The organism is Bacillus sp. OTU530 (genome assembly GCF_038440375.1).
Genome location: NZ_JASATP010000011.1, coordinates 67294 through 85779, shown reverse-complemented (window position 1 = coordinate 85779; position 18486 = coordinate 67294). Strand labels below are relative to the sequence as shown.

The 18486-nt window shown below is 38.1% G+C and carries 18 protein-coding genes and 1 riboswitch; of the genes, 5 read left to right on the top strand and 13 right to left on the bottom strand.

What is annotated here, in order from left to right:
• Positions 1-18 precede the first annotated feature (18 nt).
• The 7 genes from AAHB12_RS10750 to AAHB12_RS10720 all read right to left on the bottom strand — a co-directional run bounded on the left by AAHB12_RS10750 (position 19) and on the right by AAHB12_RS10720 (position 7531).
• On the bottom strand, positions 19-282 hold the full coding sequence (locus tag AAHB12_RS10750) for a hypothetical protein (protein ID WP_129726269.1): 264 nt from the start codon (positions 280-282) through the stop codon (positions 19-21).
• A 792-nt stretch (positions 283-1074) separates the two neighbouring features.
• The gene (locus tag AAHB12_RS10745) at positions 1075-2223 is read right to left on the bottom strand and encodes a hypothetical protein (RefSeq protein WP_342045309.1); all 1149 of its coding nucleotides are present in this window, start codon (positions 2221-2223) and stop codon (positions 1075-1077) included.
• Between the two features lie 8 nt (positions 2224-2231).
• Positions 2232-3557 carry a F390 synthetase-related protein gene (locus tag AAHB12_RS10740; RefSeq protein WP_342045308.1) on the bottom strand — a complete coding sequence of 442 codons (1326 nt, stop codon included), beginning with the start codon at positions 3555-3557 and terminating at the stop codon, positions 2232-2234.
• The gene (locus tag AAHB12_RS10735) at positions 3550-4401 is read right to left on the bottom strand and encodes an MBL fold metallo-hydrolase (RefSeq protein ID WP_342045307.1); all 852 of its coding nucleotides are present in this window, start codon (positions 4399-4401) and stop codon (positions 3550-3552) included. The genes AAHB12_RS10740 and AAHB12_RS10735 overlap by 8 nt, the downstream gene beginning before the upstream one ends.
• Positions 4373-5383 (bottom strand): NAD-dependent epimerase/dehydratase family protein, encoded by a 1011-nt coding sequence (locus AAHB12_RS10730; RefSeq protein WP_342045306.1) that lies wholly within the window; start codon positions 5381-5383, stop codon positions 4373-4375. Before AAHB12_RS10730 ends, AAHB12_RS10735 begins: the two co-directional genes overlap by 29 nt.
• A 2-nt stretch (positions 5384-5385) precedes the next feature.
• Complete coding sequence (locus AAHB12_RS10725; protein WP_342045305.1) at positions 5386-6549, bottom strand: ATP-grasp domain-containing protein; 1164 nt, start codon at positions 6547-6549, stop codon at positions 5386-5388.
• The gene (locus AAHB12_RS10720) at positions 6539-7531 is read right to left on the bottom strand and encodes a beta-ketoacyl-ACP synthase III (RefSeq protein WP_342045304.1); all 993 of its coding nucleotides are present in this window, start codon (positions 7529-7531) and stop codon (positions 6539-6541) included. The genes AAHB12_RS10725 and AAHB12_RS10720 overlap by 11 nt, the downstream gene beginning before the upstream one ends.
• Positions 7532-7836: 305 nt before the next feature.
• On the opposite strand from AAHB12_RS10720, the gene ndk reads away from it, so the two are divergent.
• The 5 genes from ndk (at position 7837) to AAHB12_RS10695 (ending at position 11194) form a co-directional block, all read left to right on the top strand.
• Positions 7837-8301 carry a nucleoside-diphosphate kinase gene (gene ndk / locus AAHB12_RS10715; RefSeq protein WP_342045303.1) on the top strand — a complete coding sequence of 155 codons (465 nt, stop codon included), beginning with the start codon at positions 7837-7839 and terminating at the stop codon, positions 8299-8301.
• 174 nt (positions 8302-8475) lie between these two features.
• Positions 8476-8631, top strand: coding sequence for a hypothetical protein (locus AAHB12_RS10710; protein WP_165350654.1), 156 nt, complete (start codon positions 8476-8478; stop codon positions 8629-8631).
• Between the two features lie 199 nt (positions 8632-8830).
• Positions 8831-9208 carry a hypothetical protein gene (locus AAHB12_RS10705; protein ID WP_129726277.1) on the top strand — a complete coding sequence of 126 codons (378 nt, stop codon included), beginning with the start codon at positions 8831-8833 and terminating at the stop codon, positions 9206-9208.
• A gap of 439 nt (positions 9209-9647) precedes the next feature.
• Positions 9648-10718: a sulfite oxidase gene (locus AAHB12_RS10700; RefSeq protein WP_342045302.1), complete on the top strand. Its 1071-nt coding sequence runs from the start codon at positions 9648-9650 to the stop codon at positions 10716-10718.
• A 176-nt stretch (positions 10719-10894) separates the two neighbouring features.
• Positions 10895-11194: a hypothetical protein gene (locus AAHB12_RS10695; protein ID WP_342045301.1), complete on the top strand. Its 300-nt coding sequence runs from the start codon at positions 10895-10897 to the stop codon at positions 11192-11194.
• A 106-nt stretch (positions 11195-11300) separates the two neighbouring features.
• Here the strand turns inward: AAHB12_RS10695 and AAHB12_RS10690 are convergent, their stop codons facing one another.
• The 6 genes from AAHB12_RS10690 to AAHB12_RS10665 form a co-directional block, all read right to left on the bottom strand.
• On the bottom strand, positions 11301-12083 hold the full coding sequence (locus AAHB12_RS10690) for an ABC transporter ATP-binding protein (RefSeq protein ID WP_342045300.1): 783 nt from the start codon (positions 12081-12083) through the stop codon (positions 11301-11303).
• Positions 12080-12802, bottom strand: a complete 723-nt coding sequence (locus AAHB12_RS10685) for an ABC transporter ATP-binding protein (RefSeq protein WP_342045299.1) — start codon at positions 12800-12802, stop codon at positions 12080-12082. Before AAHB12_RS10685 ends, AAHB12_RS10690 begins: the two co-directional genes overlap by 4 nt.
• A gap of 1 nt (position 12803) precedes the next feature.
• Complete coding sequence (locus tag AAHB12_RS10680; protein ID WP_342045298.1) at positions 12804-13631, bottom strand: ABC transporter permease; 828 nt, start codon at positions 13629-13631, stop codon at positions 12804-12806.
• A gap of 15 nt (positions 13632-13646) precedes the next feature.
• The gene (nikB, locus tag AAHB12_RS10675; RefSeq protein ID WP_129726284.1) at positions 13647-14573 is read right to left on the bottom strand and encodes a nickel ABC transporter permease; all 927 of its coding nucleotides are present in this window, start codon (positions 14571-14573) and stop codon (positions 13647-13649) included.
• Positions 14574-14581: 8 nt separating this feature from the next.
• Entirely contained in the window at positions 14582-16153 is a 1572-nt protein-coding gene (locus tag AAHB12_RS10670; RefSeq protein ID WP_342045297.1) for an ABC transporter substrate-binding protein, read from the bottom strand.
• A gap of 189 nt (positions 16154-16342) precedes the next feature.
• A riboswitch (cobalamin riboswitch) is annotated at positions 16343-16552 on the bottom strand.
• A 544-nt stretch (positions 16553-17096) separates the two neighbouring features.
• Positions 17097-18284 carry an MFS transporter gene (locus AAHB12_RS10665; protein WP_342045296.1) on the bottom strand — a complete coding sequence of 396 codons (1188 nt, stop codon included), beginning with the start codon at positions 18282-18284 and terminating at the stop codon, positions 17097-17099.
• Positions 18285-18486 lie beyond the last annotated feature (202 nt).

Below are 18486 nucleotides of genomic sequence, written 5' to 3'. Positions count from 1 at the left end.
TTCCTCCTACTGTTTGTTTTACAATGATTCATGATGATCATTCAATGAGTTGTCAAAGAACCCTAAAGCACATTTCACTCCTTCTTGAATATCATTTGTCTCGTATGCGGCCAAGTCTTCAAAGGTAATTTTCAGCTTTACATTCTCTAATTCATAACCGCTGTCCAAATCAATATTCAAAAGGACCTCGTATCCATCAGCATTAACGCTCGTTTCAATAATGTTGAAGGTTTGAATAGATGTACCTGTTTCGTATTGAATGGGCTCTAGAAAATCTGCCATAAAAATATCACCTTTTTCATTTGATCTAATATCACAGATATAGCTTGCTCAAATTCTTTTTTCTTTACACTGTAAGAAAGTATAAATTTCCAGCCAGAAGTGAATTCGACGTGGCCGGAAATTTTAGGAACACAGTATAAGTACAACTACGTCTTTGTCTTCGCCCAAGGCTCGCCAATCGGAAAATTTTCTTTATGAAAAAACACTTGATCCTTTGTTTTTTACGATTTTTTCACTTTTCTTTGTTATTCTTTTAATCGGGCAGGGTGGCACGCGTGGCCGCCAAAGGTATACAGCGTAGGCGGGGCTGATACTAGGAGAGACGCGAATAAAAAATGAATAGAAGCACAGTTTCTTTTGTTTGTTTTTACATTCCGTTATTTCTATACACTATCCTTCCTTTTGATAGCTATCACAAAAAAAATAATATGGAGACGGTCACCATAGGATGGTTGGACAACATAAAAAAGGTTTATCTTAGCATTCCTGTTATGCAATCCTATTGATGCTCTTCTGAATATGCTATTTGCTTTTCGAAGTATTTCCTAGAAAACAGTATTTTTTTTATTATTTTTTGTTTTTTGGTTTTATTAAATTATTACGGTAAGTGAAATTATCTGATTTTGTATACTTATGCCTTTTACCTCCCTTTCTTTTTATTTTTAGTTGCTGATTCGACAATTCATACGGCTGCCGGTATTCCGGCAACCTATAAGCTTCATTTCATAGTTTGAACTTTATCCTGCTTTCCTCTCTCTATGTCACTTTCATCTCCTAGAAACCCATCCATTATTAAAATCCCGATTTACGAGCTAACGGTTCGACGATTGTTTGCAAAATGAAGCGTAGGATTTTCCATATATGCTTTCGATGTTTTGGTAAGTGCTGTACATATACAAAACTGTACTCATTTTCCTGCTCCGCCCCCCGGCTTCTCTTGAATCGGCCAGCCCCTGCACTAAAATGACCTATATAGTTATTTTGAACGATCTCTTCAAGAATAAGGTAAGACAACATGCGATAAAGCCCTTTCCTTTTATCAAGCGACGTATTATAACCTAGGATCGGAGTTGTTAAAATCCCGTCTCTCGTAAAAAAGCCAATGACACCATCTATTTTCCCATCCTTTTTCAGCACCCTGTATTCCAATAAATGATGCTTGAAAGCATTTAAATAATATTCTTCCGTGAAAATAGGGTTATGCTCTGAATATTTTTCTATATACAGCTGATTGTATAATTTTCTTACCATTTTTATCTCATCTTCAGTAAGAGCATTCTGATTTAAGATTTCATAGCCGCTGTTTCTTAATAATCGTCTGTCATTGTTCAAATCCTTTCGAGATTTCCGGTTCATTTTTTGCAGCTTTTCTGGATAACAAAGGTATACAGAACGAGCAAATAATGGACAAAATCCTAATCCGGAAAGACGTGAGAAAAGCTCAGGATATAAACGGCGATTCAATGAACGAAACATAATTGCATGCGCAGGGAATTTTTCTTTCAAGAATAGAGCGATTTGTTCTAATTGCTTATGAGTCAGCTGATGATATAGGTTTGTAGATAAAAACCAATTATTCACTATAACTACTTTGTTGATTTGACTCCGTTTAAACCAGTGCCCCATTATCTGAATCGGAAGTAACAAAAGCTTCTCTAATAAGGGATTCTTAAGTTCCCAAAGCTCCTCTTTTGCATAAGAAATATAATGGGTATAAGGAGAACAAACATACGAATTTTCATATTCCTCATCATTTATTGTCAGAGGCAGAAGTAAGTGATCCACTTCTAACATATATGTCTTTGTATTGACATTCTGTATGAAGTACTTTGCTCCATTCCTAAGAATAGGGGTAAAATAATCTCTTATATAGTGACCATCCTGTTTGGTGGACCAATCAATTTCATGCAAGGTGGATTTGTCATGGAGTTTGATATGCATATAACACCTCAACTTAAAATCCTTTCAATTCGCTTTAGCTTTTTTTCAGAGGGCAGTATATCATATTCCGAATAAAAAATTGTCGGTCTTTCGCACCCTGCATCCCTCCACAAACGGTACAGTTCTTCACCTACAGCATTTTCAATGCTTGACCTATTGTCATCCCGTTTTATCTTTAATTTTATTTCAATGAATAGATTGGGATGTTGGATAACTTTAAATTCTTCAATATCGGCGGTTGCCAGCATGACAGCCCTTCGAATAAAATCTGGAAACAAACTAATCTCTTTGGCGGTCGTTTTTCCTCTCCCTATAAAGACATCATCACATCGACCATCGATTCTCTCTAGAGCAAGAAAAGGTGATCCGCAGGAACAAGGCTGTTTCTTTTCAATCAACAGATCATTTAAACGATAACGAATAATGGGTTGTGTTTTACGACTGAAATCCGTAATAATTGGAATGAATATCCCTCGTCCCTTATCTACGTACTCCTTGTCTATATAGACAAGGTCTTCGTTCATATGAAGAATTCCTTGTTTGCATGTAGTAGCTAAAAATCCTTCTGTGCACTGATAAATTTGATGCATCACCTGTCCGAAGACAGATTGCATATATTCTTTATCAAGATCTTCAAGAACCTCTGCTACTGATATAACCTTTTTAGGAGCTATATGTATGTGTCCCTCCTCTTTCCATTCCGCAATTTTACGCAGCATAGAAGGTGGAGCTATCAATATAGTAGGTCGTATTTCGTTCAGCCTTTTGATATGAGTTTCAAAGTAATCCAATAGATCAAAAAAGTGAAATGAAATCCGTTTGTTTTTCGTTGTTTCATACAGATTACTATTTGCTCGCAAAAAAAACGCAATCTTTTGCTTCTTTAAAATGCTAGAGGGAAGAACCTTTGCTAAGATACTCCCCGCCCACAAATAACGTTCCTCTTCCGAAACTAAGAATAGCCCCCTATTTCCACTTGTACCGGAAGACAATCCAATTGTGATATTGTGAATCGTAGGAGAAAAATTCCGTGTACGCTCTGCTTCAAATGCAACCTGGAATGCTTGTTCTTTTGTAATCCCTGCTGTATTTAAGCTATCGAAGTGTTCCATCATGATTTTTTTATCAATAATCGGAAGCTGCTCCCATTGTTGCGACGAAACTTCATTCATATATGGCTGATACATATTTTTATAGAAAACAGAATGTTGCAGCACAAACTGCATATGCTTTGCTATTCGTGCATTTTGAAAATTTCGCAGCTGCTCCTCTGTCTTAAGTCCGGTCCTGTACTTAGTTTCGATGTATTTTTGGAGAATTTTCAAGTTATTCATACACGATACCTTCTTGAATCTTTCTCCATGTGTACTCACAGTGCGTAGGAAATATTTCCAACTCAGAATTTTGCTTTGCTAAATGATGAAGCTTCATAATATTCTTTTGATAAGAAACTACATCAGCAGTTAAGATATTGGCAATTGCGCTTGGATAAATTAAATTTTGATACGTTTTGCTTAGCCACACCGCATCTGCGCAGAGGAAAACTTGCTTTCCGCTCGTCAGCGTAACGAATATCCCTAATTGTCCAATTGCATGTCCTGTCACATCTACTGCAAATACTGTACCATCTCCCCACACATCATACCCGGCAGTAAAGGGATAAAACTGAGGCGGGAGCTCTACAGAAGCCTGCTGATCAAGAACTTTCATCCTATCCTCTATATTAGAGGGAAGGGTATCTAGCAAGCAGCCCTTTCGTAAGGCCGCAAACTTGCTAATGCCCTGAATATCCGCATATGCTTTATGAAATGTTAGGATAGTTGCATCAGGAAAATCCTTCAGCCCTGCCGTGTGATCGCCATGGAAATGAGATAAAATGATGTAGTGAATTTCATCCGGTGATATGCCATCCTGGAGAAGCTGATTTTTAATAGATTGTTGTTCTTGAAAAAAGACAGGCGTTAATTTGGCGTATATAGAATAAGGAAAGCCTTTTGTTGCCTCCATAAAGTGCCTCGCATATCCTGTGTCAAATAAGATGTACCCATATTTATCATGATGAAGCAAGGCAACAATCGCAGGAAACTTCACCTGCTTCCAGCTGCCTTTCGCATATGCAATTCTTTCAGGGTGTGTACAATACCCGCATTCATATAATTTTAGTCTCGTAATGCCCATGTGTATTCCACCATTCTACAAAGTGTTGAATTCCCTCTTCTATACTGACCCTTGGAAGGTAGCCAAGTTCAGTTGTTGCTTTCTTAATATCCAACGTTTGACTTTTTGACAACACACTTACTGTATATTTGGTAAGAAGCGGTTCTTTGCCAAACAATATGGTTTTGGAAAGCAGCTCTAACACGTTCGCTATCATAAAAGCCTTTCGAAACGAAATATGTTTATAACGAAACTCCCGCCCGAGATGATGCATGACAGTTTCAATTACAGAATAGAGATTTACACGCACACCATTTGTAATATTATATTTTTGTCCCAATGTATATGTCGGAGAGTCCATACAAAGTAATAAAGCATCTACAACATTTTCTATATATGTAAGATCGATTAAAACCTCATCACCTCCAATTCTTGGGAACATACCTTTTTCGCATACCTTGATGAGACGAGGAAGAATAGCATTGTCCCCAGGGCCAAATAAAGCTCTTGGTCGAATAGTGATAACAGGAAACCCCTCGCGATGAGCAGCGTCTACTTCTTGTTCCGCTAAATATTTAGTATGGGCATAATGATTTACAAATGTCCTCGGTAAAGAATCCATTTCTTTCACATTTTGTCTCTCATTATAGTAAAAATAAAGACTTGGTGTAGACACATGGATAAGACGTTTCACAGCGGCGTGTTTGCTTCCTTCGATGACGTTCTTTGTACCAATGACATTCGAAAGGTAAAAATCCCGATATTTCCCCCATGGAGAAGAGAGCGCTCCGCTATGAAACACATAATCTTTATCTTTGCATACGGACGCGATAGCCGCTTTATCTTCTAAGGAACAAGGGATAAATGTAATGCCATCCCTCTCAAGACCGCTTCCGATCTCTGTATTTCTGCCAATTGCTGTTACCTCATAACCTAAGCTATGCAGCCTAAGTGCCAGCTTTTTTCCTAAAAAACCAGTCGCTCCTGTTACTAACATCCTCATACTTATTCACCGTCCCAGGAAATATCATACGTTGTTTGCTGCAATAGGGAGATGTTTCTCTTTCTACTTTCTCTCCAAAGTTTACATACGCTATAAAATTGATAAAAAAACGGCTTTTTGTCCCTATGTAAGTAGGTAATGTCCCGATGGGAAGTAATCACTTGAAACCAACGCTTTCTAACTTTTACATCCCGCAGGAACGAACCTCCGTATAAGAGCAAAGCTAAAGTAAGAGCCATTTTTGTTTCTTTATTGGGAAATAACACATCTTCTGTATTTGTTCCTACAAATACAGAAACAATATCGCTGGAAAACAAATGTAACCCACTGGTTGTTCTTGGATTGCATTCAATCGGATACACCTTACCGTCCTTTGTTACGATAAAATCAAAAGCAATTTGACCAGAATACTTCAGCTTTTCAACGAGTATTGAAACAAATGAAAAAATAGGATCACATTCTGTATGTTGAAACGCAATGGTTGCCCCAAGACCAGCTGTAAATTCTGTTTGATATACAGAATGGGCAAGAAGCTTGCCGTTTTTTGCAATTGTATAAGAGCAATATTGAGTTCCATCTAGCTTTTCTTGAATGAGCCACCCTACCCCTAAAAGCTTTTCCTGCGATAATAACTCTGATTTTGTAACAAATCGAACGCTATCTGAGAAACGGGAATATACTGGTTTCAAGACAAACTCTTTTATATGAAGCTGTTCTATTTTTTCTTGATAGGAAAAGGAACCATCCGTTTCTATTGTAACTGGCGCATCCCACCCGAATTCATTTGTAAAACGGATAAATTCAGCCTTATTGTGAAGTACATTTAATGTGTCGATATCATCTACTAGCACACTGCAGTACGATTCGAAATATTCCTTGTACTTTGCAATATAAAATGTTTCCTCGCAAGTAGGAATAATCAGATCAATATGATAGTCTTCAATTATTTTTGTCATGGTCTGAACAAACAAGGCTGTCTCAAACTTTGGGGAAGGGACCTGCAAGAATTTCTTCACCGCATTTGACACCTTTGTTACCGCATAAGGGCAACTGTCCGCAGCATACACTTGTAAGCCTTGAGATTGCAGCAGTCTGCATAAATGCAAAGTTACTGGTGCTCGAGCACCAGTAACCAAAATGTTTTTAGGTTCACAACTAGTACTCAAGCAATACTCCTCCAATGGACAAGCCAGCTGATGTGCCTAATAGGAATACTGTATCTCCACGCTTAATTCTTCCTTGTTTTACCCCTTCGTAAAAAGCCAGCGGAATAGATGCGGAAATCATATTTCCATAATTCTCAATAATTTTCATAAATCTATCTTCCGAGATTCCAAGTTTTCTTCGAATCAAATTCATAGCAGGACCACTTGCCTGGTGCGGGACAACCATGGAAACATCGTCTAGAGAAAGGTTTGTGCCTTGAAATACCTTTTCTACAAAGTCAGGAAGAAGTTTCAAAGATAACTTGAATATAGCCGGGCCATCCATATCGAATAAAAAATCCTCTTTTGTTTCTTCATTATATTCTCTTGGATGAATCATAGTACCGCCCCCACGAATTTCAGACAAATGCGCACCAGCACTATATGTCTCCATATGGGAAGAAATAATGCCAGCAGTGCCACTTGCCGATTTTGAAATTACCATAGCAACGGCACCATCTCCGAACAATATACTGCTTTCATTCTGTCCCCAGTTTAATCCCACAGAAGAAATTTCTGAAGAAACTAATACTATGTTTTTGTATCTTCCTGCTTCAATCGCATACGAAATCATATCAAGTGCTGTTACCCAGCTCAAACAAGTGGAGTTTACATCAAAGCATGGAATTCCCGAATGCTGAAGTCCCAATTGTTCCTGAATAAGGGAAGCTGTAGAAGGAATTGCCTGCTGTACTGTTCCGCTGCCAGAAATAATACAATCAATATTACAAAATGTAAGTCCAGCATCCTTCACCGCCTCTTTAGCTGCCTCCGCACCCATAAAAGATGAAGTTTCTCCATCTACGTAGTACCGTATTTTGACCCCGGTTTTACCTTCTGACCAGCCCTCTTTCGTGCCAATGATGGCATCTACTTCCGCAGAGGTTACCTTTCTTTTTGGCAAATACATGCCCATACCTACTATTCTGATGTTACGTCTCATAATTCAACTTCCTTTTCTACATTCATAACTCCATTATATACAATTACCAAAAAAGTGGTTGTTTTTTGATGTGTTTCAATGACTATAAATAGACCCAATCCATTCAATTCACAAAAAAACATTAGGAAATCCAGAGAAAACTGGCATATTCAATCATTTTTTATAACATGCATGTTATAAAAAATGGAATAGTTGTAATAATGTTCATAGAGAAATTATTCTGACAACAGCTCTTCCAAACTTAAGGAAGAATTTTTTTCCTTATAAAGGGAATTGGTTGTGAATTTTATAACGAGGTGAATAATATGACATTACAACGTACATTTATTATGGTTAAGCCTGACGGTGTAAAACGAGGCTTGATTGGAGAAATCGTAAAACGTTTTGAACAAAAAGGGTTTCAGTTATTGAGAGCTGAGCTTATGGTAATCGAAAAAGAAAAAGCGGAACTTCATTATATGGAACATAAGGAAAAACCGTTTTTTGGGGAATTGGTGGATTTCATTACATCTGGTCCTGTCTTTGCAATGGTATGGGAGGGAGAAAACATTATCCAAGTCTCCCGTCTTATGATAGGAAGCACATCCCCTGAAAGTGCAGCTCCTGGGACTATTAGAGGAGACTTTGCAAACAGTAAACAAGAAAATATTGTTCATGGTTCCGACTCTATCGTAAGTGCTGAAAGGGAAATTGCAAACTTGTTTGAACCATTATTAACACGTTTTTCAAACCAAGACTTACCATATGATGAGCAAAGAAAAACCATCTAAATTTTCATACAGATATGCTTGAATTGATAGGGGAGGAACTTACAAGGTTTCTCCTTATACATTGAAAAACAAGAGTTGGGGCAGATTTTAATATCATTTTAGAAGATTCGGGTGTATTTACATAAATAGTTTCTAGAGAAGTGGTCATTCTAACATAAAAAGGGGGTTGCTATCTTGAAACATAAAACAGATAAAATAGATGAAACAAGCGCAGGGTTAAACCAGATTATTGAAATTATTAATGCTAAAGGAGATGAAGGTGAACTTAAAGAGATTATTAGCAATACAAAAATAATATCCCATGAGGAAAAAGACAAAACTCTCAAATAACTAAAGGGGCGGTTGGCGGCACTATGAGCTTTTTGTCAACAACTGCCTTATTTGTTTCCGGGTAACCTCATTGACCTCCTTTCAATCTCTCGTATCCCTTCAAGCAAAGTAAACAATGGAAATGTCAAAATAAACTATAGAGAAAAAAAGAAAGTTTATAACCAGTGAAGATATCTCGCTTAAATGCAGGAGGATTTTTATGAAAGATAATACTATAGATACAGTAAGTCCAGAAATGAAACAGCAAATTGAACATACAATCCATGGCTTGACATTCACAAAAAACTTCCGGTCTGCCACAGCAGAAGAATGGTATGTTTTTCTTCCCGGATTTCAAGATTATCGAACAGGAGGAGCCGCGGGAAAAGCGATTATTCACTATAATCTTTATGGCAATCGAGATGTGTTTATCAATACAACTGTTATCCTAGATGATCCCGCCTTACATAATACAACTCTCCACCCTCTTGTTTATGCCATTGCAGATGAACTGGTCAATCGCTTAGTTGGATATGCCGACACTCTCCTCTCCGTTCATGCTGGTGAAAACTCATTTGAGGCTGCATATAGACAATAGAAAAATCCCCCTTACATGGAATTAAAAAGGCATAATCACCTCAACAAGTGAGGAGTTATGCCTTTTTTGGCAATATTTTAAAAAGGATAGGTCTCTAAATACAGCTTAGTCACTTTACCATCTGTTTCTAAATAACCATTATTCAACTCAATTCGTTGTTCTCCTTCTTGCCCTACAAATGCTTCTATACGATCTTCAACTGTATTATTACCCGAAAACATATTAGCGATGCGGATGATTGTTTCAACAGTTTCAGCATCCTTTTGGTCAGTTGTTAATTCAAGATTATCATAACAACTTTTTAAAAATGTTCAAACAATTGAGACGATTCTTAGCCACATTCTGCACTATATTATTTTTTAAAACTTGAAGCTGTTCACAAATGGATAGATCTACAAACATATATATAATCAACAACTTTTTTATCTAGGAGGCAGATATGTCAAGTTCACGTTATCCAGGTGCAAAGCCATCCCTCATTGTACGCAAATTGCATCCAGAGAATCAAGAAACACCGATACATTTTATTACTGGAGATGAAATCGATCATAAAATGTTCTATAGGAGAAATCATTTCTCCTATCCAACACTTACTTATTCAAACTATTGGCTGCCCATAAACGGCTCGGTTGTATCACCGAGAATATTTTCCGCGCAAGACATCCTTAAGTTACCTTCAAGAACAATCACAGCTGTCCTAGAATGTGCTGGAAATAAGCGTAGTTTATTCGAGCCAAAGGTATTTGGTGAACAATGGGAAAATGGTGGTATTAGTCAAGGACGATGGAAAGGGGTTCCCCTAAGGACCCTTCTTGAATTAACAGGAATACAAGCAGGTGCAACAGAAGTTGTAGTGGAAGGTTATGATTATGGCAAGAGAACTGACCTAGATAACATCTATACTTACGCCAGGAGCCTGCCTTTGGAAAAAGCTCTTCACCCTGACACCATAATTGCTTATGCATATAACGATCAACCTATTCCTTTTAAGCATGGTTACCCGTTAAGATTAATTGTTCCACAATGGTATGGAATGGCCTCCGTAAAATGGATTAAGCAAGTTAGTATCGTTGATTCCCCATTTAAAGGGCCGTTTCAGTCGATTGATTACATGTATTATCCAAACAAAGAGAATGATGATAATTCTTTCCCTGTCACAACAATAAATGTGAATTCTACTATACAGCGACCTCTAAACATGGAAGTTCTCGACACCGGCAAGCATATCATTAAAGGTATTGCTTGGACAGGTAAGGGAGTTATTTCAAAGGTTGAGATTAGTACGAATTTCGGAAAAACTTGGTCATATGCAAATATTATGAATCAAGATCAGGAACGCTATAGATGGTTTTCCTGGTCATACGAATGGGTTGTATTGGAAAAAGGGGATTATACAATTATGGTCAAAGCAACCGATTCGCATAATCAAAGCCAACCTACCAGCCCCTTCTGGAATAGAAAGGGATATGGTTATAATGCTATAACTAAAATTAAAGTTAGGATTGAATAATCGCCCAGAAAACGCCTTTTGTATATGTAGACAAAGGGCGTTTTCTGGGTATTCTTATAATAACCTTAACATTCTACTAAACTTATGCACAAAAACGTTAAAAATACTAACCATTAAAGTTGGACATGCATATACTACCAATGTAACAAGACAACTTCATAGGGAGGTGAATATGAATGGGATACGGATATGAATATGAAAAACACGATGACGAGTGCAAAAAGGAAGAGAAAAAATGCTATGACTATTCTTACAAAAAGTACTACGTGAAGAAATGTTATTGCAAATGTTGTTTCGAACCTTATTACCCATATGGTGAAGGTTATCAATCTGATTCTGGCTATGATCATAAGAAAGACTACGGTTATCAATCTGATTCTGGCTATGATCATAAGAAAGACTACGGCTATAAATCTGATTATGGCTATGATCATAAATCTGACAATAGCTGTAGTTGTAAAAAACGCTACTACTAATTCAATCTGAGTAGCCTAGCGAACATGATAGTTTTGGTTTTAATCAAAACTATCATGTTTTATTTTTTATTGATGAATCCAATTATATTTGCACTTTCGAAAGGTATTAATCCAGATTAAGAGTTTGAAATAATAAACGCGAATACGGATGCTGGAATTGTTGAAAATCCCACTCCAGCTGAGTCAAAGTTTCCACGAGCTCCCCTTGATGCATAACAGAAATCCGGTCACATAATTGTTGTGCGGATTGCAAATCATGCGTTATGAACAAATAGGCGATTTGCTTTTCCTTTTGAATACGTTTTAACATCTCAATGATAGATGCTTGAGATGGCTGATCTAGGCTGGCGATGGATTCATCAAAGATAATGAGTTCTGGCTGCACAGCTAGGGCCTTGGCAATACACACCCGCTGTTTTTGACCTCCACTTAATTGATGTGGATACCTAGATAAAAAGGAACGATCAAGCTCCACTAATTTCACAAGTTCCACACATAATTCTTCGCGATTATTTTCTTCTGGAAAATAATTGCGAAGCGGTTCTTCTAGAATCTCACTTACGCACATTTTGGGATATAGCGAGGCGGATGAATCCTGCAGCACGAGTTGCATTCGTTTGTAAAGTTGACGTTTCTTTATTTGCTTCCCATTAACGGCTTGTCCACTCAGTAGAATTTGACCTGATGTTATGGATTCCAAGTTCATGATAAGTTTGGCTAGCGTGCTTTTCCCGCTTCCGCTCTCCCCCACTAATCCTAGACTTTCCCCTTTTTCCACTGTTAGGTCCACCTGTCGGACAGCTTGTAGAGTCGGACATTGCTGGAACCACAATCGTCTTGGTCCTATTGGATATTCTTTTGTGACATGACGTAATTCAAGCAGTGTCATCTAATAATCGCACCTCGATCCATCTGGATAACGCGATCAGCAAGTCTCTTTACACTTTGTTGATCGTGAGAGATAAGCAAAACTGCCAACCCAAAATCATGTTGCAATTTCTTCAGTAAGGATAAAACCCTTTCGCGATTGATCACATCCAGAGCAGTTGTCGGCTCATCAGCAATGAGTATCTTCGGCTGTAAGCTTACCATCATTGCCAATAAAACTCGTTGACGCATACCTCCGCTTAATTGAAAGGGGTAAGAAGCTAAAACAGATTCTGGATCTGTAAATCCAACTTGTTGTAACAGTGAACATAAATACATGTCTAATTCTTTTTTGCTAGTGCTCTGTTTCCGTTGTAAGACTGTTTCCACCATCTGTTTTCTGACCGTACGAATCGGATTTAACCCATTTAAAGAGTGTTGGATTAGCAGAGCAATCTCTTCACGCCGAAGCTGCTGCCAATCATGAATATTATAAGTAAGAATATCTCTATCTTGATAAAAAACCTGACCATTTGTCACCCTCGATCCCGCTTCCAATAACCCAACAATAGCATGTGCCGTCAAACTTTTCCCGCATCCACTGGGACCAGTAAGAGCGACTATCTCTCCCGGACATACTTGAAACGATACATCTTGGACAATTGGTCTCCACTTGCCATCATGCTGACAAGAAATTTCTAACTGTTCAATGCGTAACAGAGAATTAGCAAATGTTGTCACTTCACACCTCTTTTGGAATGGCTGAACTCGCTTTTTGATACGGTTCACTGATTAATTGGCAACACAAAACAAAAAACAAAATGGCCAGACCTGGAAAAATCATTACATGAGGAGCCAATTGAAAATATGCCGTAGCATCATGCAACATCACACCCCATTCTGGCGTCGGCGGCTGAGGACCTAATCCTAAAAAGGAAAGTCCTGCAATCAACAGGACAATCCTGCCCATATCCAATGCCCCAAAAATGACGACAGGCGAACCAATTTGCGGGAGAATATAACGCCGCATGATACGCATGCGTGAATTCCCTGACATCTGAGCTGACAGGATATACTCCTCTTGGCAAATATTTAGAACAAGACTGCGAATGAACCGAACATAATTAGCCCACCGAACAATAGTGATGGCTAGAATTAAATGAAACAGACCTGGTCCTAATATACCGACAATCGCGATAGTCAATACAATATCAGGAATAGCCAGTGTGCTATCGACCATCCGCATAAAAAAATAATCAGTACGTCCGCGTAAGTATCCCGTTAATAGCCCGATAGGAAGACTAATTAGCAAAGTTAACAGCATAATCAAAAACGAGGAGGTCACGCTGATTCTGATTCCGTACAGGATCCTTGATAATATGCAACGTCCCAAGTGATCTGTGCCGAACGGATAGACCCAAGTGGGCGGTGATAATCTATTAAAAAGATTAACTGTTAAAGGATCGTGAGGCGCAATAAATGGAGCAAAAACACCCAATAACATAATCAATATAAGCAATCCAACCCCTGCTAGCAAACTTCTATTAGTGGTAAATAAAATCTTTTTCATGAAATGGACCTCCTATCAAATCCGTAGACGCGGGTCTATAAGTACAGAAATAAAATCAACAAGAATGTGGATAATCACAAACAAAAAAGAGGATAAAATGACATAGCCTTGAATGATAGGATAATCCCGAAGCTGAATTGCTTTCATAATGTATTTACCCAAACCCGGCCAGGAAAAGATTGACTCAACAATGATACTTCCGCCCAACATAAACGCAAAGCTCGTTCCTAGCATCGTCACAATAGGCAGGACGGCATGCCGAAAAACTTGAAATAATAAAATCCGGCTGTTTGATAGTCCTCTTGCCTTCGCTGCTTTTACAAAACTTTGATTCATCATCTCCAACATACTGGATCGTAATATACGGGCGTAAACAGTACCCATTCCTAATCCAAGTGTCAAGGCCGGTAAAACAAGATGCTTCCAAGAACCACGCCCCATTGGGGGCAGCCATCCATACCGGACAGAAAAAACATAAATACATAAAAATCCAAGCCAGAAGGAAGGAATGGAAGAGCCTAAAAGAGCTATGACTCTCCCCATTCGATCCAGCCAGCCAGTAGAATAAATAGCAGTGGAGATCCCTATAATTAAGGTAACTGACATCATCACCAGCAATCCAGCAGCAGCCAGTTCAATAGTTGCCGGTAACCGTTTAAGCAGCTCCTCTAATACAGGTTCCTTAGAAACATAGGAGATTCCCCACTGCCACGTAAAAATATCCATAATCCACTGTACGTATTGGCTCCCTAGCGACTCCGTTAATCCCAACTCTTTGCGTACCGCACTTAATGCTTCTTCAGACGCAGGAATGTCATTCTTTGTGAGCAAGATATAGGCGGGGTCGCCCGGAGCTAACCTCAACAGCAGAAAAGTAAAGGTAGCGGTGAACAATATCACAAATAACAATTGCGCAATATGTTTTATCCAGAAGCGTACCATTCAGTTTCTCACTTCTTCACATCAACTTGTGCGTTATTATAGTAATACTCAATTGGAAGAGGAGTAAAGCCTTTGACTCCACTTCTAACAGCAAAAATCGTCTTAGGATGAACGATAAACGATTGTGGGAAATCCTGATTAATCTGTTCTTGAATTTCTACAGCCAATCCGTTACGTTTTGTAGCATCACTTGTTTGATTCAGTTGATCAATCATGCTGTCTAGGGCAGGTGAGACATAGTGGCTCACATTCGACTCACTAGTAGAACGATAGAAAATGTTTAAGAAATATTGTGGATCGCCCGTGTGTGCCGTCAACATGCTGTACATGGATAAATCCCAATCTTCATTAGCTAAGACTTCGTCGATATTCTCCACTTGGCGAAGCTTTACTTGTATGCCCGCCTTTAGCAATTCATTTTGAATGATCTCTGCCATGACGGATAGCTCTGGTCGTTGCGGAAAAGTTAACATCTTTACTTCAAATGGTTTCCCTTGTTTTTCCCATATGCCCTTTGCATTTTTCTCCCAACCGCTTTGCTTCATCAATTGGTCGATTGTTTGCGTTTCTTTGACTTTTTCCACCTTACCGAATGGCAAGACTTCAGCAAACGGGCTTTTCGCCTCCGTTCCTTCCCCCTTCATAACCGAGCTGACAATAGCTTTGCGCGGGATGGACATATCGATAACTTTTCGATAAGCCAACTCTTTAAATAAAGGAGACTTCATATTAAACAGCAACATGTGCGTCCGCAGAGACGGAGCGGTTAAAACTTCGATGTTTTTATCCTTCTTCAATACTTCGATAGAATCAACTGGAATATCCGTTGCAGCATCAACATCTCCAGATTGCAGAGCCATTAATCTTGTATTTCCATCGGCAATATATTTGATTGTCACTTTTGATAAGCGCGCTTTTTCTCCCCAATAATCCTCATAGCGCTCTACAACAAGCGACTCGTCTTTATTGAATTTCTTGATTTTGAAAGCACCTGTAAGAGCAGGATAGCTGAGCTTATTTTCGATTGTTTTTGTATCAACAATGATAGTAGAAGGATCAGCCAAGTGTGGGATCAAGGCTGCATTTGGCTGATCGGTCACGATTTTCAGTTGATTTGGAGCCAATACTTCTATCGATTTCACTTGCAATAAATCCTTTGCTTTTTGGTCTTTTTCTATTGAGCGCAGCAAAGAATTTTTCACACTTTCTGCATCCATTTTCTTCCCGTTGTGAAAGCGTACATTTTCCTGTAGGGTAAATACCCATGTCGTTTCATTTTCTTGCTTCCACTCTTTTGCTAACCAAGGCTTTGGCTCCAGTTGTTCATTTAATTTTACTAAAGTTTCACCCACACCAGAGCGCATGATCTCCCAGCTATCGCTGCCATGTGGATCAAGACTTGCTGGACTCCAGGCGAAAGCCATCGTCAATGTTTTACTAGAAGCTATATTTGCGGAGGCTTCTTTTTTATCCGTTTTTGTTGCTTCAGGCGATGCAGCACATCCGACTAGTGATAGCGTGAAAACAATGGTAGTCATCCAGATAACCCATGCATGTTTTTTGTTCCTACTTCTTCTCATGTACAATCCTCCATTTGCGATTTTTTACAAATAAAAAAGCATCTCTGCCTATTATAGGAGGTCAGAAATGCTCAGTAAGTTAACATACGAAATAAGACTTATTATGTCTATGTAGTCCAAATGCAGTATTAGTCCAGACATATGGTCATTAGTGCATACTAACCACCTTCCTAGTATCCCGTAGGTCAAACAGTGATGTTAAAATAGGCTGGTCTCCTGACTAAGGGTATATCTTTCAGACCTTCCCAGGCATAACCCAGTGGTTTTTCTGAAAATTATCAGCATAATGTGCTGATCCCCAACACAGTGGCGGGTCCGTGTCGGATTGTAACCGACTTCCCATTTAAGCAGATAAAACCTAAAATAATTGTATCTTGCACCCATTTTCAAAATATGAAATTTTCAAATGAAACTCTATTCAATAGTTCTCTAAAACTGTCTGTAAAAATTTAAATATTTTTAATATTAGTAAACGTAAATACCAGAATTCCTTCCTAATTCTATTGCTTGGGTTTTATCTTGTCAACAAATGTTTGACTAGCTTAGAATGGATTAATTGTAATTATTTTTTTATAATAATTATATTTCAGTAAATGAAATTATTTTTACGTGTTGTAAAATGTTGTGGTAATTGAAATTATACAATGCTTGAAATCTATAAATCCTTCTTGATAAAGAAACCACGCCGATTGGCGAAGACAGATGCGTAGTTGCACTTGTACTTCGCTCCTAAAATTTCCAGATGCATCAAATCCGTTTCTAGCGGGAAATTTACCTCTTACTAAAGTAAAACAAAAAGAAATACTGCCTCCCTAGATAGGAGATCCAGTATTTCTTTTTGTTTTACTGATTTTTAGAATATATCGTCTAATGAGTAACTTTAAATAATTAAAAGCAAACTGTTTTTTAACCCCTTTATAACTTTCCTCGTACCTCTTATAGTTCATGCACTTTTATTCAGATTAGCACTTATACTTGTTTTTGTTTTATTGGTTCCTGTGTAATTAAGGATTAAACAAAATAGAGAAAAAGCAGCTAATAATACAAATCCTAAAAAATAACTTCCACTTGCATCCTTTACCAGGCCAAGGACAATAGGAGGAAAAAAGCCTCCAATGCCTCCGATGGCACCTACAATACCTGTTACTGCCCCTGTATTTGCCGAGGAGATTTCAGGAACCATCTTGAAAACAGATCCATTTCCTATCCCTACCATGATAGCAATTATGGCACACCCTACACTAAATAGAATTAAATTTTCTATAGTAAAAGCGATGAAAATACTACATAACAATACACCAGAAAAAACAACGCTTAATAATCTCTTAGCTCCAAATCGATCAGATAAATACCCGCCAACTGGACGGATAAGTGTAGCAAGCACAACAAACCCCGCTGCCCTGATTCCTGCCGCTAAACCTGTAATGTTAAATAATTCAGATAACAAAGTAGGTAAATAACTACTAAAAGTAACAAAGGTTCCAAAAGTTAGAAAATAAAAAATAGATAATAACCATGTTTCTTTAAACTTTAATACAGACAAAGATTCCTTTAATGTCTTCGCTCCACCCGAAATCTGTATATCTTTTGTTCCAAACCAAAAGATGATAGCCGTAATCCCTGTTACAAATGCCAATCCCCAAAATACCCAAGGAAGACCGTAGGAAGCAAAGATCACAGGAACTAGAAAGTTTGCTACTGCTGATCCTAAATTCCCCATACCTGCAATCCCAAGAATTAGACCTTGTTTTTGTGGAGGATACCATCTGGACACGTATGTAATCGAAATAGCAAATGTTGTTCCTGCCATACCGATAAGAAATGCCCAGAATAATAGCATCTCATAGGAATGAGTAAATCCGGCTCCAATCATGGGTACTATAAGAAATAATAATGTTAGAGCATATATTCTCCTGCCGCCATAGCGATCCGTCAAAATTCCCATGGGAATACGCAACAAAGATCCTAACAAAACTGGGGCAGCTATTAGAATACTCTTTTCTGTTGTACTTAAATGATACATTTGCTGAATTTTTGTAGCGATAGGTGCGAAGACCGACCAAACAGCAAATGAGACTATCATTGCCATTGTAGATAACATTAGTATTGAGGTTCTTCTTTTTTCTTCCATCGTATCAACCTGCCTTGCTTTTATAATGTCATATTTAATAACATAAAATTGATGACTCTCTTATTTTCATGAATGTATCATACTATCAACCTTGTATAATATGTCGTTTGTTGTAATAAAATCTAACATGATTTTTTATTCCGTTCACATTTTCGTCACAAATACCAATCACTAATGTATTTATTTATTCTCGCAGCCGCAA